This window comes from Pseudomonas cyclaminis (assembly GCF_015163715.1).
GTDB lineage: Bacteria > Pseudomonadota > Gammaproteobacteria > Pseudomonadales > Pseudomonadaceae > Aquipseudomonas > Aquipseudomonas cyclaminis.
This window is the reverse complement of record NZ_JADDUM010000092.1, coordinates 18,816-43,203: the sequence shown is the minus strand read 5'-3', so window position 1 is coordinate 43,203 and position 24,388 is coordinate 18,816. Positions and strand designations below refer to the sequence as shown.

Annotated in this window: 36 protein-coding genes and 3 pseudogenes; 17 read left to right on the top strand and 22 right to left on the bottom strand. The window is 58.6% G+C overall.

Going from position 1 to position 24,388, the window contains the following annotated elements; translation table 11 throughout:
* Positions 1–8 precede the first annotated feature (8 nt).
* The 8 genes from IQK56_RS31750 to merT (IQK56_RS13195) are packed head-to-tail and all read right to left on the bottom strand — an operon-like array spanning position 9 to position 4,212.
* Entirely contained in the window at positions 9–386 is a 378-nt protein-coding gene (locus IQK56_RS31750) for a DUF3330 domain-containing protein (RefSeq protein WP_425274543.1), read from the bottom strand.
* Positions 383–619 (bottom strand): broad-spectrum mercury transporter MerE, encoded by a 237-nt coding sequence (gene merE, locus IQK56_RS13225; RefSeq protein WP_017849613.1) that lies wholly within the window; start codon positions 617–619, stop codon positions 383–385. Before merE ends, IQK56_RS31750 begins: the two co-directional genes overlap by 4 nt.
* Positions 612–974 carry a mercuric resistance transcriptional repressor MerD gene (gene merD / locus IQK56_RS13220; protein ID WP_017849614.1) on the bottom strand — a complete coding sequence of 121 codons (363 nt, stop codon included), beginning with the start codon at positions 972–974 and terminating at the stop codon, positions 612–614. The genes merE and merD (IQK56_RS13220) overlap by 8 nt, the downstream gene beginning before the upstream one ends.
* Positions 971–1,390: a hypothetical protein gene (locus tag IQK56_RS13215; RefSeq protein WP_017849615.1), complete on the bottom strand. Its 420-nt coding sequence runs from the start codon at positions 1,388–1,390 to the stop codon at positions 971–973. The genes merD (IQK56_RS13220) and IQK56_RS13215 overlap by 4 nt, the downstream gene beginning before the upstream one ends.
* Positions 1,391–1,410: 20 nt before the next feature.
* Complete coding sequence (merA, locus tag IQK56_RS13210) at positions 1,411–3,090, bottom strand: mercury(II) reductase (RefSeq protein ID WP_031633059.1); 1,680 nt, start codon at positions 3,088–3,090, stop codon at positions 1,411–1,413.
* A 32-nt stretch (positions 3,091–3,122) separates the two neighbouring features.
* On the bottom strand, positions 3,123–3,557 hold the full coding sequence (merC, locus tag IQK56_RS13205) for an organomercurial transporter MerC (protein WP_003131881.1): 435 nt from the start codon (positions 3,555–3,557) through the stop codon (positions 3,123–3,125).
* A 12-nt stretch (positions 3,558–3,569) separates the two neighbouring features.
* On the bottom strand, positions 3,570–3,848 hold the full coding sequence (gene merP, locus IQK56_RS13200; RefSeq protein ID WP_003131880.1) for a mercury resistance system periplasmic binding protein MerP: 279 nt from the start codon (positions 3,846–3,848) through the stop codon (positions 3,570–3,572).
* Between the two features lie 13 nt (positions 3,849–3,861).
* The gene (gene merT / locus IQK56_RS13195; RefSeq protein WP_023102385.1) at positions 3,862–4,212 is read right to left on the bottom strand and encodes a mercuric ion transporter MerT; all 351 of its coding nucleotides are present in this window, start codon (positions 4,210–4,212) and stop codon (positions 3,862–3,864) included.
* Positions 4,213–4,264: 52 nt separating this feature from the next.
* Here merT (IQK56_RS13195) and merR (IQK56_RS13190) point away from each other — a divergent pair, with 52 nt between their 5' ends.
* The 3 genes and pseudogenes from merR (IQK56_RS13190) to IQK56_RS13180 all read left to right on the top strand — a co-directional run bounded on the left by merR (IQK56_RS13190) (position 4,265) and on the right by IQK56_RS13180 (position 6,223).
* Entirely contained in the window at positions 4,265–4,738 is a 474-nt protein-coding gene (gene merR / locus IQK56_RS13190; protein WP_023102386.1) for an Hg(II)-responsive transcriptional regulator, read from the top strand.
* Between the two features lie 33 nt (positions 4,739–4,771).
* Positions 4,772–5,596 (top strand): annotated as a pseudogene (locus IQK56_RS13185) (IS256 family transposase); the annotation flags it as partial.
* 210 nt (positions 5,597–5,806) lie between these two features.
* Entirely contained in the window at positions 5,807–6,223 is a 417-nt protein-coding gene (locus tag IQK56_RS13180) for a SufE family protein (RefSeq protein WP_033869425.1), read from the top strand.
* Between the two features lie 3 nt (positions 6,224–6,226).
* Here the strand turns inward: IQK56_RS13180 and yidD are convergent, their stop codons facing one another.
* The 9 genes and pseudogenes from yidD to merT (IQK56_RS13135) form a co-directional block, all read right to left on the bottom strand.
* Positions 6,227–6,559 (bottom strand): membrane protein insertion efficiency factor YidD, encoded by a 333-nt coding sequence (gene yidD, locus IQK56_RS13175; protein WP_034389870.1) that lies wholly within the window; start codon positions 6,557–6,559, stop codon positions 6,227–6,229.
* Positions 6,556–7,029, bottom strand: a complete 474-nt coding sequence (hisI, locus tag IQK56_RS13170) for a phosphoribosyl-AMP cyclohydrolase (protein WP_034389874.1) — start codon at positions 7,027–7,029, stop codon at positions 6,556–6,558. Before hisI ends, yidD begins: the two co-directional genes overlap by 4 nt.
* A gap of 10 nt (positions 7,030–7,039) precedes the next feature.
* Entirely contained in the window at positions 7,040–7,198 is a 159-nt protein-coding gene (locus IQK56_RS13165; protein ID WP_206691822.1) for a hypothetical protein, read from the bottom strand.
* The gene (merD, locus tag IQK56_RS13160; RefSeq protein ID WP_033869424.1) at positions 7,191–7,532 is read right to left on the bottom strand and encodes a mercuric resistance transcriptional repressor MerD; all 342 of its coding nucleotides are present in this window, start codon (positions 7,530–7,532) and stop codon (positions 7,191–7,193) included. Before merD (IQK56_RS13160) ends, IQK56_RS13165 begins: the two co-directional genes overlap by 8 nt.
* A complete protein-coding gene (merB, locus tag IQK56_RS13155; protein ID WP_063977244.1) occupies positions 7,529–8,167 on the bottom strand; it encodes an organomercurial lyase MerB in 639 nt (212 codons plus the stop codon). The genes merD (IQK56_RS13160) and merB overlap by 4 nt, the downstream gene beginning before the upstream one ends.
* 83 nt (positions 8,168–8,250) lie before the next feature.
* Entirely contained in the window at positions 8,251–8,904 is a 654-nt protein-coding gene (merG, locus tag IQK56_RS13150; RefSeq protein WP_033869423.1) for a phenylmercury resistance protein MerG, read from the bottom strand.
* Between the two features lie 35 nt (positions 8,905–8,939).
* Positions 8,940–10,624 (bottom strand): annotated as a pseudogene (merA, locus tag IQK56_RS13145) (mercury(II) reductase).
* Positions 10,625–10,695: 71 nt separating this feature from the next.
* Positions 10,696–10,971 (bottom strand): mercury resistance system periplasmic binding protein MerP, encoded by a 276-nt coding sequence (gene merP / locus IQK56_RS13140; RefSeq protein ID WP_003131872.1) that lies wholly within the window; start codon positions 10,969–10,971, stop codon positions 10,696–10,698.
* 13 nt (positions 10,972–10,984) lie between these two features.
* Positions 10,985–11,335, bottom strand: a complete 351-nt coding sequence (merT, locus tag IQK56_RS13135) for a mercuric ion transporter MerT (protein ID WP_033869416.1) — start codon at positions 11,333–11,335, stop codon at positions 10,985–10,987.
* Between the two features lie 71 nt (positions 11,336–11,406).
* Here merT (IQK56_RS13135) and merR (IQK56_RS13130) point away from each other — a divergent pair, with 71 nt between their 5' ends.
* Entirely contained in the window at positions 11,407–11,847 is a 441-nt protein-coding gene (merR, locus tag IQK56_RS13130) for an Hg(II)-responsive transcriptional regulator (RefSeq protein WP_003131870.1), read from the top strand.
* Between the two features lie 162 nt (positions 11,848–12,009).
* Here the strand turns inward: merR (IQK56_RS13130) and IQK56_RS13125 are convergent, their stop codons facing one another.
* Positions 12,010–12,225 carry a co-regulatory protein PtrA N-terminal domain-containing protein gene (locus IQK56_RS13125; protein WP_017849619.1) on the bottom strand — a complete coding sequence of 72 codons (216 nt, stop codon included), beginning with the start codon at positions 12,223–12,225 and terminating at the stop codon, positions 12,010–12,012.
* 195 nt (positions 12,226–12,420) lie between these two features.
* Positions 12,421–12,537, bottom strand: a pseudogene (locus IQK56_RS31155) (type II toxin-antitoxin system RelE/ParE family toxin); the annotation flags it as partial.
* A 289-nt stretch (positions 12,538–12,826) separates the two neighbouring features.
* On the opposite strand from IQK56_RS31155, the gene IQK56_RS13120 reads away from it, so the two are divergent.
* Complete coding sequence (locus tag IQK56_RS13120) at positions 12,827–13,168, top strand: hypothetical protein (protein WP_011600745.1); 342 nt, start codon at positions 12,827–12,829, stop codon at positions 13,166–13,168.
* Between the two features lie 77 nt (positions 13,169–13,245).
* Here IQK56_RS13120 and IQK56_RS13115 read toward each other — a convergent pair whose 3' ends face one another.
* The 3 genes from IQK56_RS13115 to IQK56_RS13105 form a co-directional block, all read right to left on the bottom strand.
* Positions 13,246–13,584 carry a hypothetical protein gene (locus tag IQK56_RS13115; protein WP_193862314.1) on the bottom strand — a complete coding sequence of 113 codons (339 nt, stop codon included), beginning with the start codon at positions 13,582–13,584 and terminating at the stop codon, positions 13,246–13,248.
* A gap of 96 nt (positions 13,585–13,680) precedes the next feature.
* Entirely contained in the window at positions 13,681–13,950 is a 270-nt protein-coding gene (locus IQK56_RS13110; protein WP_011600746.1) for a nicotinamide mononucleotide transporter, read from the bottom strand.
* A 285-nt stretch (positions 13,951–14,235) separates the two neighbouring features.
* A complete protein-coding gene (locus IQK56_RS13105) occupies positions 14,236–14,469 on the bottom strand; it encodes a hypothetical protein (protein ID WP_096079078.1) in 234 nt (77 codons plus the stop codon).
* A gap of 214 nt (positions 14,470–14,683) precedes the next feature.
* Here IQK56_RS13105 and IQK56_RS13100 point away from each other — a divergent pair, with 214 nt between their 5' ends.
* From IQK56_RS13100 to IQK56_RS13045, 12 genes are all read left to right on the top strand, one after another.
* Positions 14,684–15,139 (top strand): RDD family protein, encoded by a 456-nt coding sequence (locus IQK56_RS13100; protein ID WP_083377966.1) that lies wholly within the window; start codon positions 14,684–14,686, stop codon positions 15,137–15,139.
* 116 nt (positions 15,140–15,255) lie between these two features.
* Positions 15,256–15,690 (top strand): hypothetical protein, encoded by a 435-nt coding sequence (locus tag IQK56_RS13095; protein WP_193862315.1) that lies wholly within the window; start codon positions 15,256–15,258, stop codon positions 15,688–15,690.
* A gap of 56 nt (positions 15,691–15,746) precedes the next feature.
* Positions 15,747–16,082: a hypothetical protein gene (locus IQK56_RS13090; RefSeq protein WP_193862316.1), complete on the top strand. Its 336-nt coding sequence runs from the start codon at positions 15,747–15,749 to the stop codon at positions 16,080–16,082.
* A gap of 114 nt (positions 16,083–16,196) precedes the next feature.
* The gene (locus IQK56_RS13085; protein ID WP_193862317.1) at positions 16,197–16,967 is read left to right on the top strand and encodes a hypothetical protein; all 771 of its coding nucleotides are present in this window, start codon (positions 16,197–16,199) and stop codon (positions 16,965–16,967) included.
* Positions 16,968–16,990: 23 nt separating this feature from the next.
* Positions 16,991–18,235: a DUF1173 family protein gene (locus IQK56_RS13080; RefSeq protein WP_193862318.1), complete on the top strand. Its 1,245-nt coding sequence runs from the start codon at positions 16,991–16,993 to the stop codon at positions 18,233–18,235.
* 238 nt (positions 18,236–18,473) lie between these two features.
* A complete protein-coding gene (locus tag IQK56_RS13075; protein ID WP_023663044.1) occupies positions 18,474–18,770 on the top strand; it encodes a hypothetical protein in 297 nt (98 codons plus the stop codon).
* A 433-nt stretch (positions 18,771–19,203) separates the two neighbouring features.
* Positions 19,204–19,653 carry an antitoxin Xre/MbcA/ParS toxin-binding domain-containing protein gene (locus IQK56_RS13070; protein WP_011078033.1) on the top strand — a complete coding sequence of 150 codons (450 nt, stop codon included), beginning with the start codon at positions 19,204–19,206 and terminating at the stop codon, positions 19,651–19,653.
* On the top strand, positions 19,650–20,087 hold the full coding sequence (locus IQK56_RS13065) for an RES family NAD+ phosphorylase (RefSeq protein WP_011078034.1): 438 nt from the start codon (positions 19,650–19,652) through the stop codon (positions 20,085–20,087). Before IQK56_RS13070 ends, IQK56_RS13065 begins: the two co-directional genes overlap by 4 nt.
* 351 nt (positions 20,088–20,438) lie before the next feature.
* Positions 20,439–20,798, top strand: a complete 360-nt coding sequence (locus tag IQK56_RS13060) for a hypothetical protein (protein ID WP_193862319.1) — start codon at positions 20,439–20,441, stop codon at positions 20,796–20,798.
* A gap of 205 nt (positions 20,799–21,003) precedes the next feature.
* The gene (locus IQK56_RS13055) at positions 21,004–21,777 is read left to right on the top strand and encodes a tellurite resistance protein (RefSeq protein ID WP_011600753.1); all 774 of its coding nucleotides are present in this window, start codon (positions 21,004–21,006) and stop codon (positions 21,775–21,777) included.
* A 10-nt stretch (positions 21,778–21,787) separates the two neighbouring features.
* Positions 21,788–22,906: a toxic anion resistance protein gene (locus IQK56_RS13050; protein WP_011600754.1), complete on the top strand. Its 1,119-nt coding sequence runs from the start codon at positions 21,788–21,790 to the stop codon at positions 22,904–22,906.
* On the top strand, positions 22,906–24,294 hold the full coding sequence (locus tag IQK56_RS13045) for a hypothetical protein (protein WP_193862320.1): 1,389 nt from the start codon (positions 22,906–22,908) through the stop codon (positions 24,292–24,294). The genes IQK56_RS13050 and IQK56_RS13045 overlap by 1 nt, the downstream gene beginning before the upstream one ends.
* Positions 24,295–24,388 lie beyond the last annotated feature (94 nt).

Below are 24,388 nucleotides of genomic sequence, written 5' to 3'. Positions count from 1 at the left end.
GGCAAAGATTAGTCGTCGTGACGGGTACTGACCTCTGGTGTGCAGGGGTGATCAGGCTCGGATGCCGCTCTCTTATCCGCGCGCGATATGAAGCGCTGATAGCATTCAAGGCCACAGAAGTGCACGACGTACTCGGTACCTTCCGGCGTCAGTGCGGCGTCAAGGGAAATTTCCTTGCAACATTCGCAGCAACTGATAGTGGGGGTGTCGTTTGCGTTCATGATGGGGTTTCTCCATCGTCCAAGAAAACCTAGTAACTCTTCCACACCTGCGATCGAACCTGCGCGCAGATCGACCTGCGGCTGGCAGTGCAGCAACAATTCCCAACGCTCCCAAGCCTGCCGCAACTCGGCAGCGGAGACCGCGCCGTGCTCCGAGCGGGTCACGCCCGCTTCCGAAAGGCCCGTAGAGCCGCTCTCAGGAAGAGGACGAAGAGAACCGTCAGCACGAGCGTCGCGAGGCTCCAATGCTCGCTGACGAAGGCCCCGGCCGCAGTCCCCGAGAGCAGTAATGCCAGCACCGGCAGATGGCAGGGGCAAGTGAGCGCGGCGAGCACACCCCACGTGTAGGCGTGCCAGCGGGGCATCTTGATTGATTCGGATTGGTTGGTATTACGCATGGGTGTGACCTTCGATGGCACGATGAGTCAGCCCGGCCAACTCCGTTTTCACTGCGTCTAAAGCTGCCAGCCGGGTCGCGATTTGCCCAAGCAAGCGGTCGATACACCCGATCACATCGGTACTATCGTCTGCATCGAGCGCTCGACAGAGCCGCGCCAATTCGTCGAGCCCGATACCGGACTCAAAGGCGGCACGTACGAAGCACAGCCGCGCCAGGGACCGCTCATCGAAAATGCCGTAACCGCTTTCCGTGCGCCGCGCGGGGTGCAGCAAGCCGCGCAGCATATAATCTCGGACTATATGGACACTGACGCCCGCGTCCTCGGCCAATCTGGATATGGAGTAGGCATTCATCGCCGACACTCCCGACCTTCACCGCAAACTGGGGCGCTCAGATATTTCCTTCCGGCTAGGCGCTCAGGTAGCCAGATGAGCAACGGTGCAGCTCCCAGAGCCAGTAGCAGCCACAACCTGGAGAGATGCTCGCCGTTTTGGTCAAACACATAAGCCAATAGCGCACCAACTGCGAGCAACAGGAAGTGAGGCCCCGTTATGTAGCAGTGAAGGCGGCGACAACGCGTGGCGTTGACCAGGCAGGCGCCGCCCATCACGGCCAGCGCGGCGCCTGCTGCCAGGAACAACGCGGGGCGTCGATTAGACAGAACAATCGCTATCGTCGCCACGACGGCAGGCAGGCCCCAGAAGCTGACCAACTGCCATGTCTTGCGTAGGCTGTCGCACCTACCGAGATCGTCTGCCGTGTTGCTCATGTTTCAACCTCCCTCTCTCATTACCCTGCGCAGCAGGACAATTGTTTGACGTCTTTGTTAAAGGTCTGTGCGGCGAGTTTCAGTCCCTCGACCATCGTCAGGTAGGGGAACAACTGGTCAGCCAATTCCTGCACGGTCATACGGTTGCGGATGGCGAGTACCGCCGTCTGGATCAGTTCTCCTGCTTCCGGGGCCACAGCCTGCACTCCCAGCAGTCGGCCGGAGCCCGCTTCGGCAACCAACTTGATGAAACCCCGCGTGTCGAAGTTGGCCAACGCGCGCGGCACGTTGTCCAGGGTCAAGGTGCGGCTGTCGGTTTCGATCCCGGCGTGCTGCGCTTCGGCTTCGCTGTAGCCGACGGTGGCCACTTGCGGATCGGTGAACACCACGGCCGGCATGACGTCGAGATTGAGCTTGGCCTCGCCGCCGGTCATGTTGATTGCCGCGCGGGTGCCAGCCGCTGCCGCGACGTAGACGAACTGCGGTTGGTCGGTGCAGTCGCCGGCCGCATAGATATCCGCTGCGCTGGTGCGCATGCGCTCGTCGATCTGGATGCCGCCGCGCTCGTCCAGCTGCACGTCGGCCGCTTCCAGGTTCAGGCCCTGGGTATTGGGCGTGCGGCCGGTGGCGACGAGCAGTTGGTCGGCACGTAACTCACCATGGTTGGTGGCCAGTACGAACTCGCCGTTGGCGTGGGACACCTGGCTGGCTTGCGTTTGCTCCAGCACTTCGATGCCCTCCATACGGAAGGCCTCCGTCACCGCCGCGCCGATGGCCGGGTCTTCGTGGAAGAACATCGCACTGCGTGCCAGGATCGTGACCTCGCTACCCAGCCGGGCGAAGGCCTGCGCCAGTTCCACTGCCACTACGGAGGCGCCGATCACGGCGAGCCGCTTAGGGATTGTATCGCTCGCCAGTGCCTGGTCTGAGGTCCAGTACGGCGTGTCTTTCAGTCCTGGAATCGGTGGAACGGCCGCGCTTGCGCCGGTGGCGACCAGGCAGCGGTCGAAGGCTACGATGTGCTCGCCACCCTCGGCCAGTTTCACGCTGAGCGTGTGGCCGTCCTGGAAACGGGCGGTGCCGCGCAGCACGCTGATCGCCGGCGTGCTCTCCAGGATGCTTTCGTACTTGGCGTGGCGCAGTTCGGCGACACGGTCTTGTTGCTGCGCGAGCAGACGTTCGCGTAGGACGGTCGGCGTCATGGCGGAAAGCCCGGCGTCGAACGGGCTCTCGCGGCGCAGATGGGCCACATGCGCGGCACGAATCATGATCTTGGAGGGCACGCAGCCCACGTTGACGCAGGTGCCGCCGATGATGCCGCGCTCGATCAGGGTGACGCGGGCACCGCCTTCCACCGCCTTGAGCGCGGCCGCCATGGCGGCGCCACCACTGCCGATGACCGCGACGTGGAGCTTGTCGCCCTCTTTCCCGGCGTCAGTGCTGCTCAACCAACCCCGTGCCTTATCGAGCAGGCCAGGACGGGCTTGTACCATGGCGTCTTCGAACGCCGCTCGATACCCCAGGGCCTCGACAGCGGCCTGCATCTGCTCACGGCTTGCGCCCTCGTCGACCTTCAGTTCGGCCTTCCCGCTGGCGTAGGAAACATCCGCCCGATGCACGCCCGGAATCTTCTCCAAGGCCTCTTTCACATGCACGACACAGGAGGCGCAGGTCATACCAATGATTTTCAGTTCGGTCATTTCGTTACTCATTAGATCGTCTCTTGTCAGGTTCACTGGTTTGGCGGCGTCGGACAGGCATCCGGCCCACAACGGCGATGAGCGGGCGACACGAGATCCCATATCGACACCCCAAACATGAGGGCCAGGCCGATATAGAGCAGCCAACCGCTCCGCCAGCCATAAGCCCGCATAAAAAATACCGCTGCCAGTACCAGGGTAGGACCGATCAGGCCGAGCGCAGTCCGTCGCCACTGCCGATGATTGAGCCAGCCGAGGGCATTGACGAGCAGAGCCAGTCCAGCAAACAGAGGCAGCAGCGTGGTGATGAACAGGCCTTCCCACTGGCTCAAAAAGCCCAGACCGAACGCGGCCCCCAGACTAGCAAGGGCGGGAAAGCACATGGCGCAGCCTATGGCAGAAATCAGCACGCCGACGGAGCCGGCTTTGTCACCGATCCGCGTGAACAGATTGAGAGGATTTGCCATCGGAAGTCCCTCCTATTGCTTGACGCTGGACGGATAGCCAGCGTCCTCGGTCGCCTTAGTCAGCGCCAGGGCATTGGTCTTGGTATCGTCGAAGGTGACGATGGCCTCGCGGTTCTCGAAACTCACCTCAGCCTTGGTCACGCCATCGACCTTGGTCAACGCCGTCTTCACCGTAATCGGGCAGGCGGCGCAGGTCATGCCCGGCACCGCCAGGGTGACGGTCTGCGTGGCCGCCCAGACGGGTGTGGCGACCAGGCTGGCGAGGGCTAAGGATGCGAGCAGTTTTCTCATGGTGAACTCCTGATCAGTAGAACAAGGGAAGGATGTAGGGGAAGCCGAGCGCGACCAGCACCAAGGCCGCCACCAGCCAGTACAGCAGCTTGTAGGAGGTACGTACCTGAGGGATGGCGCAGACCTCGCCCGGTGCGCAGGCTTGAGCGGGGCGGAAAATGCGCCGGTAGGCGAAGAACAGCGCCACCAGTGCCGCGCCGATGAAGAGCGGGCGGTACGGTTCCAGCACGGTCAGGTTACCGATCCAGGCCCCGCTGAATCCCAGGGCGATCAGAACCAGCGGCCCCAGGCAGCAAGCCGAGGCGAGGATGGCGGCTAGCCCGCCAGTGAAGAGCGCCCCGCGCCCGTTTTGAGGTTCAGACATACGCTTGCCCTTTCAAATTTGGTTTGGATAGCTTAAGCTTACTTCCGTAGTTATGTACGGAGTCAAGCGATATGGAAAAAATTTGGAGAATCTGACCATTGGCGTTTTTGCCAAGGCGGCCGGGGTCAATGTGGAGACCATCCGGTTCTACCAGCGCAAGGGCCTGCTGCCGGAGCCAGACAAGCCCTATGGCAGCATTCGCCGCTATGGCGAGGCGGATGTAACACGAGTGCGGTTCGTGAAATCGACCCAGCGGCTGGGCTTTAGCCTGGACGAAATCGCCGAGCTACTGCGGCTGGAGGATGGCACCCATTGCGAGGAAGCCAGCGGCCTGGCCGAGCACAAGCTCAAGGATGTGCGCGAGAAGATGGCCGACTTGGCACGCATGGAGGCCGTGCTGTCTGAACTGGTGTGCGCCTGCCATGCGCGGAAAGGGAACGTTTCCTGCCCGCTGATTGCGTCACTGCAAGACGGAACGAAGCTCGCTGCATCGGCGCGGGGGAGTCACGGGGTGACTACGCCTTAGCGTGCTTTATTTTCCGAATTCTGAGACGACCCCAATACTGTGTCGCGGCTCAAGAAGCAGTGGGAGGCTGAGCACGCCGAGTGGCAGAAGCGGGGCTTATCAGAGCAGCGCTACGTCTACTGGTGGGCAGACGGCGTGTACAGCAACGTGCGCATGGATGACCGTCTGTGTCTGCTGGTGATCATCGGCGTCACTGAGCAGGGCCGCAAGGAGTTGGTCGTCGTCGAGGATGGGCAGCGTGAGTCAGAGGCCAGCTGGAAAGAGCTGCTCACGGGGCTACGCGAGCGCGGGCTGACGACGGCCCCCAAGCTAGCGGTTGGCGACGGCGCCATGGGCTTCTGGGCGGCGTTGAGCAAGGTCTATCCAGAGACCGAGCACCAGCGCTGCTGGGTCCATAAGACTGCCAACGTATTGAATAAACTGCCGAAATCCGTGCAGCCCAAGGTCAAGGCCGACCTCCATGAGATCTGGATGGCCGAGACCCGCGATGAGGCGCACAAGGCTTTCGATCGCACGGTGAAACGCTTCGAGGCCAAGTACCCCAGAGCCATGGAGTGCCTGGCCAAGGATCGGGAGGAGCTGCTGGCGTTCTATGACTACCCGGCAGAACACTGGGTGCATATCCGCACCACCAACCCGATCGAGTCGACCTTCGCCACGGTCCGCCTGCGGAGCAAGCGCAGCCGGAACTGCGGCTCCAGAGCGACGACCCTGGCGATGGTCTTCAAGCTGCTTCAGAGCGCCCAGAAGCGCTGGAAGCGGATCAAGGGGTTCAACAAGCTGGAGCTGGTCGTGAACAACGTCCAGTTCAAGGACGGCGAACCCTTGACCGATCAGTCAGACAGGACTGCCGCCTGACCGGCCATACACAGAATTTGACAATAACTCGCGTTACTTAGCGGAAAGCGCTCGCCATGCCAAGCTAGATACCACCAGCCGTTATTTGCACACCGAAGCCGATGAGTGGCATCAAGAGCAGCAGCGCCACCGCTTGAAAACGCCCCCAAAAGCAGGGGCTGAAACGTTATAATAGCCGCGACTGTGATTCATCAACGCAAAGGATACGCCATGGCAACTTCAGGCGCAGAGCTAGCCCAACAGGAGCTGGTCGAAGAGTTTGAGATGTTTGATAACTGGATGGACCGTTATCAGTACATTATTGATATGGGAAAGCAGCTGCCTGACTTTCCGGAGGAGCGTCGTACGGAAGAATATAAAATCCAAGGCTGCCAATCCAACGTGTGGACGTGCCATGAACAGGCAGGCGACAAACTGGTGTTCAAGGCTACATCGGATGCTGCCATCGTATCAGGGTTAATTGCCGTATTGCTGCGTATCTATAGTGAGCGCACAGCCGAAGAGATCAATCAGACCGAGCCGCATTTCTTGAAAGATCTCGGGCTTGATAAGCACCTTTCACCCACGCGCAGTAACGGCCTGCACGCCATGTTAGAGCGTATCTATCAGGTGGCTAAGCAAGGATAAACGTTAGTGGCGGCAGAAGGTTGAGCGGCAACGCTCAGTAGGGCGGTCGTCATTTTCACGGCAGAGCGCTTCGCTGCGCCCACCGGGCACCGGATCCATGCCGCCTGGGCTGCCTGGGTGGCATTTCACGATGCGTTTGACAGCCATCCAGCCGCCTTTGAAAGGGCCGTGCACCTGGATGGCCTCGATGGTATAGGAAGAGCAGCTTGGCCAGAAGCGGCAGCGAGGGCCAAGCAGTGGGCTGATGGTGTATTGGTAAACGCGAATACAGCCCACCATCACTGCTGTTAGCAGCTTAAGAAAAACCTGTTTAATGGCGAACAGCCAATTTTTCACGGCGCTTTTTTACCGTATAGCGTGGCCGGATCAATCAGCGGCTCGCTGGTAATCTTGGCGCTGTCTGCACCGAGCGACACATAAAAGCAGCTGCGACGGCCGGAATGGCACGCGGGACCAGTTTGCTCCACCTGAACCAGCAGCGTATCACCATCGCAATCTAGCGCTGCGCTTTTAAGGCGCTGTTGCTGTCCTGATGTCTCACCTTTGCGCCATAGCTTTTGGCGCGAGCGTGAGAAGTAGCAAACTCGCTGCGTTGTTAACGTCTCTTCCAGGGCTTCTCGGTTCATCCACGCCATCATCAGTACTTCGCCCGTATCATGTTGCTGGGCAATGGCGGGAATCAGGCCGTCTTCATTAAAGCGAATGGCATCTAGTAGCGTTGCAAGCTTGGGCAGGGAAGCTGTTGTGGTCGCTGACTCTAACGCCTTAAAAAGCTGTTGAGGGGCGAGTTCATCAAATTGGGACATTAGGCATTACTCACGGATCGGCATGCTTGACATAAGCCCTGAAGCTCAATCGTTTGGCGCTCAACGTTGAAGCCTTGGCCTGGGCCAGGGCGGCAAGCTGATCGCTAATTTCATCAAGGTGCAGCTCTTCGACGTAGCCGCACTGGCGACAGATAGTGAGGTTATGCACTGGACGCCAACTCGCCTAAAGAGGTCTCGATCACCATCAGCTCTTTTCGGCGCACATCGATCTTCCGACGCAGTTGCTCGACACATCCGTGTACGCACTTGCTATCGCCTGCATCCAACGCCCTGCAAAGTCGCGTTAACTCGTCGAGCCTGGGTCCCGACTCGAAGGCCACGCGCAGGAAACGCAACCGTTCCAGTGTTTTGGCATCGAAAACGTTGTAGCCACCTTCGGTTCGCCAGGCGGGATGCAACAACCCGCGCATCAAGTAGTCGCGCACAACATGCACGCTTACGCCTGCATCTTCAGCAAGCTTCGAAATCGAGTAGGCATTCATGCCGTGTTTCGCTCGCTGTCTTCTAACAGCTTATGCGCGATCAGATGTCCGAGACCGAATGCATTCTCGACAGGCACGAGCTCTATCCCCGGGTGCGTCGAAGCCCATGCATTTGCAACAGAAGGCGATGCAAAAAAATGCACATGACAGCAAAAGGAACAGCGAATGTCGGGTGAAGCATCCGGCGTTAGCAGAGACACCATTGTTTCCGCCGGTTCAACCTGAAGCACTGCTTCTGGCGCAACTGTGAGCGTAATCGGCCTGCCGGTGGCAGCACAGCGCGACGTGACACGGGCTGTTTTGCCAATCAAAGCGGGAAACATCAAGGTGTCGAGCGCACACCAGGTGTATAAACGGCGGCCATCCACTTCAAAAACGTGAGGGGTTTCGCGTAGCGTCAGGGCCAGTCCAATGATATTGCCCTGCTCGTCATATTCGGTACCGGGCGCCGGCTCAAGTACAGTTGCAACCCTCTGCCCAGACCATCCGAGTGCGGTGCCGAGCGCTTCGCGTGACACAGGCCTTCCCATCACAAGCTGACGAAGCAGGGTGACGAAGAGGGTTGCGAACTCTTCTGGATGATTGCCAGATGAGAGGCTCTCGGCAATCTTTTTGGAATATATAGTCTTGTCCAAATTCCACCTCCAACATCCAAGCAGCGGTTACGCGGCATAAACCCACCCTTGGCGATTACATGCCGCGCTTTTCAAAGATCACGTCAGCGTGCGCTTTGCCGGCGTTTCCATTCCTGGACCAGCAATTGCGCTTGCTGCACCTGTTCGGGCTTCATTTGAGCCGCATAGTCGGCAATGACTTTTGCTGCCGTTGGTTCTCCTGACGCTGCTGCCAGACTCATCCACTTGTAGGCCTGAACCTGGTCGCGCGCGACCTCACCGAGCCCCTTCGCAAACAGTTGAGCCAGCCTGACTTGAGCCTGCGTGTGTCCCTGCTCGGCAGAGAGGCGGTACCACTTGAACGCCTGTGCATCGTCGGCAGGAGCCGCACGCCCTTTCTTATACATACCGTCGACTTCGCTTGCGTAGAGGCGCCCCAGGTTGAACTGCGCATCAGCTTCACCCTGCTCGGCCGCCCTGCGAAACCACTGGATCGATGCAGCATGGTCTTGTTTTACGCCCATACCGCATTTGTAGGCAAGACCCATGATGTTCTGCGCCATGGCATCGCCCGCCCTCGCTTTCTTTTCCCAGCCGTCGACGGTCTCCGGCGCCAATGTTTCGATCGCTGCTCCCAGCTTAGAAAAGTCGTAGGCCGCCAGCGCATTGTTTGACAAGCCAAACGCTGCAGTACCCGCCAACAGAATGGTTAAGCATGCACGGGTGCAACGTGCTGTTAGTCTAATATCGCAAAACATAAAAACTCCTCTGTCGCTCTTTTCGTGTCCTTGGTTTAGCCCGCACAGCACGATAGCTGTGTCACATCCTTCGAGAAAGTCTGTGCCACCAGTTTGAGACCTTCCACCATGGTGAGGTAGGTGAAAAGTTGGTTGGCAAGATCCTGGACGGTCATGCGAGCCCGGATGGCAATCGCGGCAGTCTGGATGATCTCGCCTGCTTCCGGTGTTACAGCCTGAACCCCAAGAATGCGTCCAGATCCAGCCTCAGCGACAAGCTTGATAAAGCCGCGCGTGTCGAAGTTGGCGAGTGCACGCGGCACATTGTCGAGCGTGAGAGTACGACTGTCGGTTTGCAGGCCGATGCGCTGGGCTTCTGCTTCACTGTAGCCAACCGTGGCAACTTGCGGATCAGTGAACACGACTGCCGGCATAGCGTCGAGATCGAGCGTTGCGTCGCCGCCGGTCATGTTAATGGCCGCACGAGTGCCGGCCGCTGCCGCCACATAGACGAACTGCGGCTGGTCGGTGCAGTCGCCGGCCGCGTAGATGTTCGGGCTACTGGTGCGCATGCCCTTGTCGATGACGATGGCCCCCTGCGCATTGACGGCTACCCCCGCCGCTTCCAATGCCAGGCTGCGCGTGTTCGGTGTCCGGCCGTGGCGACCAGCAGCTTGTCGGCGCGCACTTCGCCCTGTCCAGTGGTCAGCACGAATTCGCCGTCCACATGGGCGACTTGGCTGGCTTGCGTATGTTCCAGTACCTTGATTCCTTCGGCACGGAAGGCGGCTGTGACGGCCTCGCCGATGGCAGGGTCTTCGCGGAAGAACAGCGTGCTGCGCGCAAGGATCGTGACCTGGCTACCCAGCCGGGCGAAGGCTTGCGCCAGTTCCAGCGCCACCACCGACGAGCCGATGACGGCCAGGCGTTCGGGAATGGTGTCGCTGACCAAGGCCTCGGTCGAAGTCCAGTAGGGTGACTCTTTCAGGCCCGGAATCGGCGGCATGGCCGGACTGGCACCCGTGGCGACCAGGCAGCGGTCGAACATCACGACGCGCTCACCACCCTCGTTCAAACTAACGATAAGGCTCTGGTCGTCCTTGAAACGCGCTTCACCGTGCAGAACGGTGATGGCTGAATTGCCGTCCAGGATGCCTTCGTACTTGGCATGACGGAGTTCTTCGACACGGGCCTGCTGCTGGGCCAGCAGCCGCTCGCGCAAGATCGTCGGCGGTGTGGGTGGCATGCCGCCGTCGAATGGGCTTTCCCGGCGCAGATGGGCGATGTGGGCGGCGCGGATCATGATCTTGGACGGCACACAACCGACGTTGACGCAGGTGCCACCGATGGTGCCGCGCTCAATCAGCGTGACCTGCGCGCCTTGCTCGACGGCCTTCAGTGCTGCCGCCATCGCGGCTCCACCGCTGCCGATCACGGCGACTTGCAACGGGCGCTCGCCGCCGCTGCCCTTGTCGGCGGCACCCATCCAGCCGCGCACCTTGTCGAACAGCCCAGTGCGGTTGTCGGTCGGCGGGGCATCGGCGAGCATCGCTTTGTAGCCCAGGCCAGCCACGGCGGCGGTCAGTGCGTCCGGCGCTGTGCCTGGATCAAGGGCGAGCTGGGCCGCGCCCTTGGCATAGGACACTATGGCAGATTGGACGCCGGGTACTTTTTCCAGCGCTTCCTTGACGTGCGCCGCGCACGAGTCGCAGGTCATGCCGGTGATTTTTAGATGGGTCATGCGACAGATCCTTTTTCGTTTGTGGTAGCAGACAAGGGCGTCAGATGTGCTGCGCTGCCGTTTTCAGTGCCTCACTTCTTGACGCTGGACGGATAGCCTGCGTCTTCGGTGGCCTTGGTCAGCTTCTGCACGCTGGTCTTGGCATCATCGAAGGTGACAACCGCTTCGCGTGTCTCGAAGGTCACGTTAACTTTGCTGACGCCTTCGACCTTGGAAATCGCCTTCTTGACGGTGATCGGGCAGGTGGAGCAGGTCATGCCCGGTACGGACAGCGTGACGGTCTGGGTGGCGGCGAACACGGGGGCAACGAAAGCGGCGAGAGCGAGGGAGGCAAACAGTTTTTTCATGATGAACTCCTGGTTAGTAGAAAAATGGCATGACGTAGGGAAAACCAAGCGCGACCAAGACCAACACGGCGACGAACCAGAAAATGAGCTTGTAGGTGGTGCGCACTTGCGGAATCGCGCACACCTCGCCCGGCTTGCAGGCTGCGGTCGGTCGGACGATGCGCCGCCAGGCAAAGAACAGTGCAACCAGCGCCGCGCCGATGAAGATCGGGCGATAAGGTTCCAACACCGTCAAGTTGCCGATCCAAGCGCCGCTGAACCCCAGGGCGATCAGAACCAGCGGCCCCAGGCAGCAAGCCGAGGCGAGAATCGCCGCAAGCCCCCCGGCGACAAGAGGGGCGCGCCCGTTTGATGGTTCAGACATGCATTTCTCCTTTCGAGCATTTGATCGATGGTTTAAGGTTAGTCCCGTAGTCATGTACGGAATCAAGCGGTATGAAAAACAATTTGGAAAGCCTGACCATTGGCGCTTTCGCCAAGGCGGCCGGGGTCAACGTGGAAACCATCCGGTTCTATCAACGCAAGGCGCTGTTACCCGAACCGGACAAGCCCTACGGCAGCATTCGCCGTTACGGTGAGGCGGATGTCGCCCGGGTGAAATTCGTTAAATCCGCGCAACGGCTGGGCTTTAGCCTCGATGAAGTGGCCGGGCTGTTGAGGCTGGATGACGGTGCTCACTGCGATGAAGCGCGTGTGCTCGCCGAGCAGAAGCTTGGGGATGTGCGTGGCAAGCTCGCGGATCTGCGACGGATCGAGTCAGTTTTGGAGCAACTGGTTCACGACTGTTGTGCGAGCCACGGGACTGTTTCCTGTCCGCTGATCGTTTCGCTGCATGGGGACAACTCGGGCGTTAACCGAGGATTTCCCGTTGCGTAAGGCGCCCCTGTTGGTCGGCTTGCGCTTAGAAAAAAGCGGCGCTCAATGAGCGCCGCTGAATGGCCAAAGGAGCACTTGCAAAGGGCACAGTTTGGTATTGCTATTTGCCCTCGCGCCTCAGCAGAGTGGGCTCACGTTGCATCTGGTCGAGTAGCACAGGCTCTACTTTGCAGGCGGACAGGCGGGCTGCGCTTCGCTACGGCCTGCCGCCGTGGGGCCCAGTTGCTTAATCTCCTTGACGGTTTCCGCCACCAGGGTCGCTTCAGCCCTCTCGCGTGCAGCAATTCGCTCAATCGCTCGGTCGCTCCCGCCCTCGGCCCATACGGTGGATGACAGCAGAGTCGCACCCACTACCAGCAGCAGTCTTAGGTGTTTCATAACGGCGATCTCCTCTCGGGTTTTCGATCCACGATTCAACTCTACCTCCGTAGTTAAGTACGGAATCAAGGAGAGAGGAGATGAAGGTCCTGGATTATGGCGCTGAGAGGAAATGGCAGGGCTCCGCCATGAAGACGGCGATTGCTTCAGGGCCGTCTAGGGCTGCTGCTGGGTCGTAGTCGTAAATTTTTTCGCTCATTCTGACCTCCACTCGCTGGCGAGTTTTTTAGCCGCTTCAATATCACGGCTTTGGCTGCTTTTGTCGCCGCCGCACAACAGCAAAACGAATTCATCACCTCGCTGCTGGAAATAGGGGTTGGGGGAGCAACGGAACAGAAAGTGCACTTAAGCTCAGTCGCTGCCCCGCAAACCCTTGCAACGTCTGGATAGTTTCGAAAAACGACCGTTTTATGAAACCGTTTCCGCTATCGCGAGGAAAGGTCACCAACACCCGAAAATCAGTGCAATAAACCTTTCTCACGAATCAAAGTTCGTTAATTCGCAGTCGCTGACGAGTAAAACGAACTCTAATTCGGCTTACGTTGGTTTTCAGTTCCATTGCTCCCCAACCCCCTTTCTCGGAAAACTGTAGGAGACGTATGTGGGACTGGACGATAGGGAGTACATGCAGGAGCGAGCGAGGCAACGCGCCCGCGAAGGGAATCAGACAGACCGCTCAGAGAACGATCCGGTAAAGGATGCCTACTACAACCCAAAAGATTTCCGTCGCGAGCGGCTTCGCATCAAAGTTCCGAACTGGGGAGGGGAAAGAGAGGGGGGCGAATCCAGTAGCCCAGGCGTTGGAACTTTGTACTCGGTCTTCCTGGTAGGGATCGTGGTGGGATTCTTTATCACCTGCCTGCTGGGCTTGCTTCGATTCGAGCTTTTCGCCTGGGGACTCCAGATGATGCAGCCGCTAGCGATGTTGTTCTTGGAAATCTAGCCAATGCCCATCGACCATTACGTTTAGATAAAAGCCCAGGTCATCGCTGGGCTTTTAGGTTTCATAGAAACAGAGAATCACTGACCAACAAATACCGCTTCAACTGCCGCCAAGGCCTGGCGCGCCCCCTCAAGCTCTGGCTGTATCAGCTTTAAGCCCCCCAGATCGTTGCTCATCACCGACACGCAATCCTGAAGCGCTTTTTTTGCCTCAGTGAGAGCAGCCAACAGAGCAGAATCTTTGGCCTCCGCAGTAGCCGATGCCCCGTCTACTACGCTGAGGCGTTTGCTGAGAACGAAGTAGATGTGCGGGAAAACCAACTCCTGGACAACACCAGCATTCTTCGCTGCTTTTGCTGACGCTTCTTCGACGATAGAGATCAGCTCTGCCTTGTGGATCGGGTTGAATAGTTGCATGTGGTGGCTCCCAGTGACGAATGCCCCCAGCATGCCGACCATTCCGCAAAACCCAAGCCGTCAAGCACGCACTCTGCCGAAGGTCGCGCAAGCGGCTTACCCCTTGACGCCTGCATGGCAAGTTGCACGCATGGTCGACACAGCGGGGTACCACCAGCGGATCAACCCGGTAATGTTCGTAGCAACGAAACAACCATTCAGCAGCAACAATCCCCAGGCCTGCGCGAGAACGGCGTAGCAGCAGAGGCTCAAGCTCGACACGAGGAATAGCCACCATCCCCACGGAGAAACACGGGTATTGGTGGAGATCATCAGCGCGCCGAGGACGCCACAGAGGCTTCCGATCCACTCGAAATACAGGGTCATAGGTCAGTCCTTCACATGTTCCAGGGAGATTTCTTCGGCTCGAATTTCATTGATGATCCGATGAGCATTGAGCCGACACTGGACGGGATACGCCAGAGGATCGTGGCCTCGGCGTTCAAAAGCTACGATGAGCTGGGCCTTCCAGGCGATACCAGATGACTTCGGGTCGGGAGCTAAGCCGCGGCCAGCAGCAATGCGAGCTTGCCGGTAGCACCGACTCCAATCAGCCCTGGTCGCGCTGTACCGGCCAAGACTGGGTTTACGAGGGAAACACATAGGCACCCCTCAGATAAGCGCAAATTTGCGGAGGGAGTCACCGAGCGTCCCTGTCCATACAGCGCCCGACTTCGAGCTTTCCCCGTGATAGACGTTGAAGTGCTCGCCCTTCTTGATCGAATTCGGAACACAGGCACGCCGCACCACAGGATGCCCGTCGATATCGAAATCCTGAAAACCGTGATGGGAGTTCACCAAGCGAGCGGTGAAGGTCAGTGGCTCTTTGGAGTTTTTCTGGCTCATGCAAATGACTCGATTGAACTGGATAGCCTTCAGGGTGAATGCGTCCCCAGAAAACCCAACTCCAATAACCGGGCCGTATTTGTCCAACAGGCTGTTGGACGACCTCCATTTCAGGCACAAAACCAGCGTGAAAACGCGCCCGGCCTAGTTCCCAGCCCGATAGCATCAGGCCAAGCCAAAGTGGCTTGCTAACCAATCACAGGGAATATTTTTCATGCAGAACGAACAACTTGAATACGCGGGTTTCTGGGCGAGAACAGGGGCGTGCATTGTTGACGGCATCCTTTTCACCCTGGTTTCCCTGCCGCTCCTGATGATGATCTATGGCACGGGCTATTTCAGCAGCGACAAGCTGATCCAAGGGCCAGCGGATTTAGCAATCAACTTTGTCCTGCCAGCGATCCTGACGGTAGTTCTGTGGCGTCGTCTCCAGGCTACGCCGGGGAAGATGGCGCTGAAATTGCGGGTTCTCGACGCTGAAAGCGGCAACACCGCAAGCGTTCGACAGTGCATCGGCCGATACCTCGGCTATGTAGTGTCGACCCTACCGCTGGGGCTTGGCTTCTTCTGGGCGGCATTCGATCGCCGTAAGCAGGGGTGGCACGACAAGCTCGCCGGAACAGTGGTGGTACGCGAGCTCAGAACACAGCCGGTGAAATTCCGGAGCTGATCACCCTGCTCAGTTGAGCCGGACGTGGCGTTCTGGCTCATCCACCAGCCGTCCGTGGTTGGGAGTTTTTCAACCCATGGGATGCTGGCCACATCAACTGATCAAGGTGAAGCGTAATGAGCAAGCAAACCACCGAAGCCCAACCGGAGCTGGAAGTCGTAGCCACCATCGAAGTGATGAGCTACGACGAAGAAACGACCTACATCGAAACCCGCAGCGATCGGATCAACTTCGACAATGCAGTCAACGATGATGCCCTGGTGTTCAAATCCGACGCCGAGCGCGTAATTTCTGGCCTGAGCTACAAAGCCGAGCTGTACGACGAGGTATGGAGCAAAGCCAAGGCGTTGGGATTCATGAATGTGACTATGGCGTTGGAGGAGGTGGAGAAGCTGCGCACCAACCCTGCGATTGCCGGGCTGCTCGAGGCCCTGGGGAAAATCGCAACTGGCTCCACAGGCATCATGGATCGCGACTCCGAGCTTGCCCAGATAGCAGCAGACGCACTCGCCGAGTACAACGAGGGCCTGCCTCCTAAGGGCGGTGCGTAATGTGTACCACACGCGATGTCACCGACCATGCAACAGCAAATCAAGGAAAGCCTCGCATGAAATTGAAGTACATCACTCGAACCGTAGCGGTGGGTTTGTTCGGACTTATAGCGCTTGTAGGCACTCAGTTTGTCATGACGTCCAAGGACGTGGCGCTGGCGCGTGAGTCTGCAATCTCGGCCTGGGCTAAATCGAATCCAGACGCGGCTGACGCAGTGGCTCGTTACCGGGAGTGCTTGCGCGGTCCGTCCGAGATCCCGCCAAATCAAGCCCCTGTGCGCATGCTGACCATCTCCGAGTGCGCCGAAAAAATTGGCACTCCTTCACTGGCAACCGCTATTCAGGTGGCTGACGAAACGGTTGAGGTTCCGGCCCCCCTGCGCTGGCTCTGACCCGCCGGAGCCCCATCAAAAGTAATTCCGACGCTCCAGTGTCCTGAAAACGAAATTTCTACTCCTCATCCCGCGATAGCCTCCTGATCGAATACACCAGGAGGATTCGCTCTCATGAAAATCCGCAGTCTCTGCGCCCTCGGCAAAATGAGGGCGTACTCCGCTGACCGACAAATGGTCACTCTCTCGCCCAAGGCATTCAGCATCCCCGCCGGCATAGATCCGCTTGAGCACGAGCCTGAAGCGATCCACGACTTCATCCAGAGAAACCGCTGGCTCCATGCAAACTGCATCGTCGGCCTGCACAACAGTCACAACCAGCTACTGGAACCGGGCGAGGTCGTCATGAGCGGTACCCGCTCGTCCCTGATGCGCTGCCTGCTGCGCTGGGAGGCGCTGCGTATCCTCCCTGTATGGGTCGATGGCTTCGACAGCCTTTCTGATGATGAGCGCGCTACACGCGCCAAGCAGCTCGAATGCCTTGACCAGGCCCGCCACCGGCTCCTTTCCGTCGATAGCTGGTATCAGACTGACCAGGAACATTACGAGATAGCGCGTGCCGTCATGCGTACTGGTCACTGGGCGCTGGAAAACCTCCCCCCACTTGATGGGCTGGAGTGGCCAACCGGAGAGATCTTCGACCTGAAAAACCCCAGTCTTTCTGCTGAGGCCGTTGAGACCGGATACCTCGAAGGGATATTTTCCATGATCGAGCGAAAGGGTCGGTTCCATGGGGAGGGCGGGAGCATTCCAGCAGACGAATTGTTCGGTATTGCGCTCATGAGCCCCAAGTCTGGATACGAGTTGCTGGTGAAGCTGCATATACAGATCGAAGCAAACCGGGCTGAAGCAGCCTATGCCCGCCGGCAGCGGGCGATTGCCTGACCCGAATCAGGAGAGAAAGGATCATGCTCAACCGTCGATATCCCGTACTGATCTCTGGGAAACGTTACTCGCCGGAGTTCCAGACCGATCAGCAGTACGCAAAAAACTGGAAAATCGTTTTGGAGAGGGCCTACGGCACTCATGCAATTTGCCAGTGCCCAAGCAGCGGTTCCCGAAAACTCTCGATCAAGCGACGTGAAGATAGCGATGGTTTTCACCTGGCGCGGTTCGCCGGTACAGGTCATGAACACTCAAACGATTGTCGGTACTACGCGCCGGCCCCGGAGCGTTCCGGCATGCAAGGGTATGCCGTTGGCGTAGTCGAGGAGGGCGAAGATGGCAGCATTCGCGTGCGCCTGGCTCGAGGCATTCGAGTCCAGGCCCCTCGATCCGAGGAAAGCGAAAGCACCTCGGTGACAAGAGCGCCTGGAAAGAGCAAGCCGGCTATGACGTTGCTTGGGCTTCTGCACCTGCTTTGGTCTGAGTCCCGACTCTCTACCTGGTATCCAGCAATGGAGGGCAAGCGCAATAGCGGCATTGTGAACTACGCGCTTCTACAGGCTGCGGAGCGTGTCGCCGCAAGCCGAATGAAGTTGAGCGAAGTGCTGCTGCTGGCTGCTCAAAAGGACAGCAAGGGAGCGGTTCGCAACCAGGCGATCGTCAAGTCTGCAATCACGCGGGATCTGCGACTCGTCGCGATATCGCCGCTGGCACGCTACAACCCTGAGCGCCATTCTGGAGACATCAGCAGATTGCCTCTGGCCGGGCCCTTCGGGATGCCCATGCTGAATTTGCCCCCGGCAGTCTGGGTAACCGCCGCCCGCAGATTCGAGAGAGAACTTTCCGCCTGGAAGCGCGGAAGTCGAGTTATCGCCATAGCTCAGGTTACGCCGCGGAAGGGCGAGTCGTTTTCGCAAGCAGATGTCGTTGAGCTGGCCCTGATGCAGGTCAGTGAGCGTTGGATTCCTGTCGACTCAGATTACGAAGGGGTGATTGAGGCCAAGCTCCACGCCGCTGGCCGCAGCTTCGATAAACCTCTTCGCTACGACGCTGATGAAAGTGAGGTTTTCCCTGACTTCTGGCTTTTGGACACGGGCAAGGACTACCCCCTGGAAGTGTTCGGCATGAGCACACCTGCCTACCTGGAACGGAAGGCCGTCAAAACGGCTTGGTACAATCGGGAGTACGGCGGGGCAGGGTGGTGGTCGTGGAATGCCGCGGCTGACCCGAAAGGAAAAAATATCCCTCCTTTCCCTGCCAAGTCCTGATCACAACGCATCGCTGAACAGGGATGTACTTGGGTTTCCGAGGCCTCGTGAGATGCTGAGGCCATCGCCAGATTGAACGAGGAAATCAGCCATGAGCAACGTTGAGAAGAAGGAACGCATACCATCCTGCATCGGACAGAAGCCGCTAGTGGGGAGCTACTATGCCTCCGAGTGCACTCTCTGTGGGTGGGTCGGTAGTTCGGAAGCACTTACCGACGATTGCCAATGTACTCAGGAGGTGGGCGACCGCTACTGCCTGGGCGATACCGATGAAATTGGCACCGATCGCTTGCTCGAAATCGTCCAGGCCATGGCCCGGCGCCATGTTGAGTCGCAACAGGCTCACCAACGGCTCATTGAGCACACCAACGAAACCGAGAAGTACCTGGACAACGCGGCCGAGCTGCTGGGCGAAATCGTCCAGAGCGGCCAAGCCTACCGCGAGTGCACCGACAAGGGCAGTGCGACGGGCCTGCGGGTTGCTGCCGTGCTCGGCTACGTTGCTCAATTTCAGCCTGAGGCGCATCAGCCGTGACAGCTGAGGGAAAGGGCATGTCCTGGGCAGATCGAGCAGCACCGATTGTTGGGGAGGTAATTCGCCGCATAGGGCGAAGCGACCAGCAGGCCCTCCGAAAGGCGCTGGCCGAGGCATACCCGTGGGGAGAACGAAAAAACACTCCCTACAAGGCGTGGCTCGCCGAGGTGCGCCGGCAGCTAGGCCACCCGCTCAACACGCCGAAAACAGATCAAGCGAACCAACAAGCAGACATGTTTGGCCAACGCAGCCAGTAGGCTGACCCACCAAAGGCGCTCCTCGAGCATCATCTTGGATGGGTTGAAAGTGACCGCCACATCTCTACCGCCAGGCGACCGCCAGGCGACCGCCAGCCGGGCCACCCAAACGGTAAGCTTGCATCCTCCGGCGTTTCCCGCATACTAACCGGGAAACGCCGGACAGGAGAACCATCATGCTTGCTGAAGTCCTACGCGACCACGGGTATTCAGCTTACCGTGCTCGCTTACAAATACTGCTGGAGATCCCAGAGTCTGCCAGCGACTTCGAGATTCACACCAGAATCAGCCATGGCTTTTCCGCAGCGCGGTTAATGAGGCTCACTGAAGAGGGGGTGGTTACCCCGCTGGAGCGAGACCAGATTATCCCGCTGCGCACCCTGAAAAACCGGATCGAGCGCGATCAGCCCCTCACTGTCGAGGAAAGCGACCGGCTCTTCCGATCGGCGCACATTACCGCGATGGCTGAGGCTATTTTTGGGGACGCCGACAAGGCCAAGCGATGGCTCTCCAAGCCCAAGGAACGATTCTCTGGGTTGACGCCCATGCAACTGCTCACAACTCAGCAAGGCACAAGCCAGGTTGAAGAGATGCTGCTGCAAATCGCCGAAGGCTTCGCTCTGTGATTCTGTGGCGGATCAGCTCATATGCTGACTTGAGCGGGACAGGCGGCTTGCGGGTGAGCGGCCGTTGGCACCAGGCCGGCAGACCGGTCGTCTACACCGCGACCAGCCCGCCGGGAGCAATGCTCGAGGTGCTTGTTCATCTGGAAATTGATCCAGAGGATTTTCCGGCGACGATGCAGCTTCTCCGTATCGAAGTGCCTGACTCTGTATCACAAGCCCAGATGCCCACTTTGCCGGCTGGTTGGTCGGCAGAGACCGAGCTCACCAGAGGCATTGGTAACCAGTTCCTTGATGAGTGCAACGCACTGCTACTGCCAGTGCCCAGCGCTATCATACCGAGCACGGTGAACTACCTGTTCAACCCTCGGCACCCAGAAGCACAGAGCGCGACTATTCAGGTTGAGCTTTTCACCCCTGATTCGAGGTTGTTCTAGCAAGCGCCCTGAACAGCAAAAAGCCCAGCAGAAGTGCTGGGCTTTTTGCTGTCTTGCCGCGATGAGAAAGTCACCGTTTTGACGATGCAGCCCTTGATTTCGAGGCCCGCGGCCTGCCTCGTCCGGGGTATGCAGACTTCTTCCCTTCCAGGAAGAGCTGGCTCAGGACACACCCACAGTCCGCTGCCGCAAAACCAAAACTCATCTGTCCGCAAAACTCGCAGGTCGCAGCCAGTTGCTTGCGGGTGCTCGCGCGGCAGGGCATTTGTGGGGATGTCTCGTCTTCTCGCATGCTTGGGATTCTTGAAGTCTCCGGTAAAACCGATTTCGAACAAGTCAAAGGAGACAGCTATGCCAGACACCAACGATCCCCAGCAAGACGAGTCGCGATTGATCGACCGCATGATGACCGACCTGCTTTCCGCGATGGATCAAGACGACTCAGACATGCGCTCGACGCTGATTCAGAACGGTGACGACATCCGGGCCCTGGCCGAAATCTGCCGGCAGACCGGCGTTTTCGAGCATAGCCACGCAAAGTTCGCCGAATTCAAGCAGCACCTGGAGGATTCAACACCTCCTGAAGAACGGCTCGTCAAATCGTGGACGTGGCTGCTTGACCGGATTGTCCATTCGCCGACCACTCTGCACATGCGGGGAGCCGTTCGCCTATGCGTGCCACTGGTTGCGCTCTACCTACCCCCTGAATGACTTCAGGTCGAAACTCGCATAGCTAGGGAAATGTGGCGATTATTCGCGCCATTTTGAAGCGACTCGGGGAGGTTTGGGTTATTTCGAGATCGCGATACAACGACTTCGAGCTGCGCTTTCAGTCGGTAAAAGCGTCTGAAATAACAACCCGCCAAGGAATACGGCAGGTACGATCTCCAACAAATCCAAGGAGAAATTTTCCGCCATGACTCATTCAGTGGTCAACATCGACCACCTCAAACAGCAGGTACTCCCTGAGTTGTTTGCTTTCCCGGCTCGCCTCGGCGAGTACGGGGGCGTAGCGGATAGCTCTGCCAAAATCGATCAACTATCAGATCTCATGGAGAGCGGGTCGGCGGCAGCGCTTGCGGCGAAAATCGCAGAAATCCTCTCGAAAATGGCCGACGCCTCGCCGGAGCAGATTACCCGGAAGCCGACCTGGTTCGAGAAGGTTCTGGGCGGAGCCGTGGAAAAGCAGGTTCGCTATCAAGTCGCCCGGTCAACACTGGAACAGCTACTGGCCGAAGCTGAAGGGCATGCCCAAGGTGTACGCGATACGGTCAGTGCCATCAGCAGAATGATCGTTGCCCACGCCGAAGAGGCGGAAGCACTGAAAGTGTTCATCCAGGCCGGGCGCGAATTCCTCGAAGAGAACCCTCTCATCGGGACGGTAGCGGAGGGGGAGATCGAGTTTGATCGGCCGCGAGAGCGGCTGGCGCGAAAGCTCGCCAACTTGGCAACACTTCTGGCTTCACACGAACTGAGCGTTAGCCAGATGAAGCTGAGCCGCGCTCAAGCCCTCGACATGCTCGATCGCTTCCGAGAGACAGTCACCGTACTGGTTCCAGTATGGCGGCAACACACCCTTACCCTGATCACTACCAAACACATGAGCCCGGCGATGGTCGAGGCTGCCAGCAAGGCGCATCAGGCGCTGATGGCCAGCCTGTCTGAAAGCCTGAATGGCGTGAAGCACTGAGGAGCAAAACATGCAGCAGGAAATTACCGTGACAGATCTCGCCACTACCAACACCGAGCTTACTCCAGCTGGGCTTCAGGCTCTTGGTCTCCAGGAACAGGACATCCCCCAGATCAAGGCTGTAGCGGCACTGATCCAGGCAGAAAACCCGCTCTCGGTTTCTCAGTTCGGCAGGGAAGTGGCAGAACACACGTCCTCCTACGCCGACAGCTTGCTCGACCAGGTTCGTAACAGCGACCTGGACGATGCCGGCGCAAAGCTGAGCGAGGTGGTTGCCGTCGCGCAGTCGCTCAATGTCAGCGCGCTTTCCAATCGCCGTTCGCGCATCCCTGTCATCGGCCCGCTGATCGACAAAGTAACCCTGCGCGGCAAGTCCGTCATGGGTCAGTTCGACACCACGCGAGAGCAAATTGAAAAGCTCGTTGCTGAAGTCGACCAAACACAAGCGGGCATTTCTGCTCGGAATACCGGCCTCGAGTCCATGTTCGTTGCGGTACGCGAGGAGCATCGCCTGCTTGGCATCCACATTGCCGCCGGTAAGCAGCGCCTTGCGGAGCTACAGATGCAGGTTTCTCAGCTTCGGGCGAACATCGGGAACGACCCGGCCCGCTTGCAGCAAGTTGCGGATCTGGATGCACTGATCTCCAACCTCGACAAGCGTATTGGCGACCTCACGGCGCTCCAGCAGTCTGCGATGCAGAGCCTCCCGACGATTCGGATGATTCAAGCGAATAACCAGATGCTGGTGGACAAGTTCCACACCATCCGGGAAATCACTGTGCCGGCCTGGAAGCGCCAATTCATGCTGGCTTTGACGCTGAACGAGCAGCGGAACGCCGTCCAGCTGGCCACCAAAATCGACGACACCACCAACGATCTCCTCAAACGCAACGCCGAGCTGCTGCACCGCAACTCCGTAGAGACGGCCAAAGCTAACCAGCGGTTGGTAATCGACGTGGACACCTTGCAGAAGGTCCAGGCCACGCTGATCCAGACCGTCGAAGACGTAATCAAAATCCAGCGTGAGGGCGTAGCTCAACGCAAGGCCGCAGAGAAAGAGATCCAGGGCATGCGTCTCGATCTCCAGAAGCGCCTGGGCAGGACTGATGAAGTGAAGGAGCTTCACTGATGACCGAACCAGTCCAACTTTTCCGGTTGCGGGTCGACGGCCTCGTTGCGAAGGAAAACATTCCCTTAGCGCAGCTATCGAGTCTCTTGAATGACTATGGCGTCGTGGAGGACAGTACCTTGAATAGGCTGATGGCTGGCCAGACCGAGCGCGTTCTCGGTCAAGAGCTGGAACTGTCCAGGCAGACTCCAGAGGTTGACCCGCAGTTGTACACGCTGCTTGTTGATGGAAAAGTCGCCGCGAAGGACGTTCCTGATGCAGAGCTCGACAAGCTCCTCGCTAATTACGGTGCTCGTAGAAAGGAAATATCTCGTGGTCTCGTTGCAGGCAAGACACAGCGTGTGCTCGGTCAGGATCTGAAGCTATTACGGCAGCCGGTTGGGCAGACGGTACATGTCACCGCCAAGCACGAACAAGCCTCAAACGAAGCGAAAGTAGAGCCGACAGCGCCGAAGACACATCGAGCCCAACCCGAACCAGCTTTGCCGGCAAAAGCGCCGACGCCTTTTGACGCGCCCCTCCAGGAACTGATCTCGCGGGCGAAGAAGCTACGCAAAGGCACGCTCATCTACGGTGGTACCGCCCTGGGTTTAGCGGTATTCGGGGGCGTATTTTACGCGCTGGGTATCGCCGCAGAGCCAACAACGGCTATTGACCAGATCCTGGTTCCTGATGCGATCGCCAAGGCCTTCCAAGCATCGGGCCACGAGGGCGGCGGTATTGGCGGGTTGATGGGGGTCGAATCAGCCGTCGACTCGATCCTCAATAGCACAGCGCTCAAAATGATCAGTGCGGTTGCAATGATTGCGGGCATAGGCCTTGCGGTCATTACCGGACGCATTTTCAACATCGTTCCAGCTGTAATGATTGGCATGATGCCGCACGTCATGGGCGCGTTTCTGGGGATACTCGATCCGGGTACGACGAGCACAGCAAGTAGGCCCAGCGAGTTTTATTCCGCGGTTGAGTCGAAGAACCTACCGACGCTTCAGCGCCTGCTCAGCTCCAGAGAGGATCTGGACGAGGTGGCCAGGGCGTATGTGCTGGCCCAAGCATCTGTTGCCGGCGGCAGCTCTTCAAAATGGGTCGTGCTGACAGCGAAAAACCTGCGAGAGGGAAAAATCAAGGGCGATTTTTCCGTGCCGGCCGGCATTGCCTACGCCATCGAGGCAACTGCGCTTGGCCCAGAAAGCCCGTCTCTTTCTGATCGAGCCGAACAGCATCGCCAGAGTGCCTTGGCCGAGGCAAGCGACTGGAAGCGCAACAGCTTCTGGGCACTTCTCCTGGCAGGGTTGTTTGGGGTCATTGCCACGGGCCATGAATCGATCGCGCAAATTATCTTTCGCAGGGTTCGTCGCATTGGCGAGCTTCTTACCCCGCTGCGGTAGCTCCTGCGAGCAGCGCTCAAACCCAAGCCTTGCTTGGGTTTTTTTTCCCCTGAATAGCCTGGAACCACCCTTGTTTTAAGGAAAAGACCGTGAA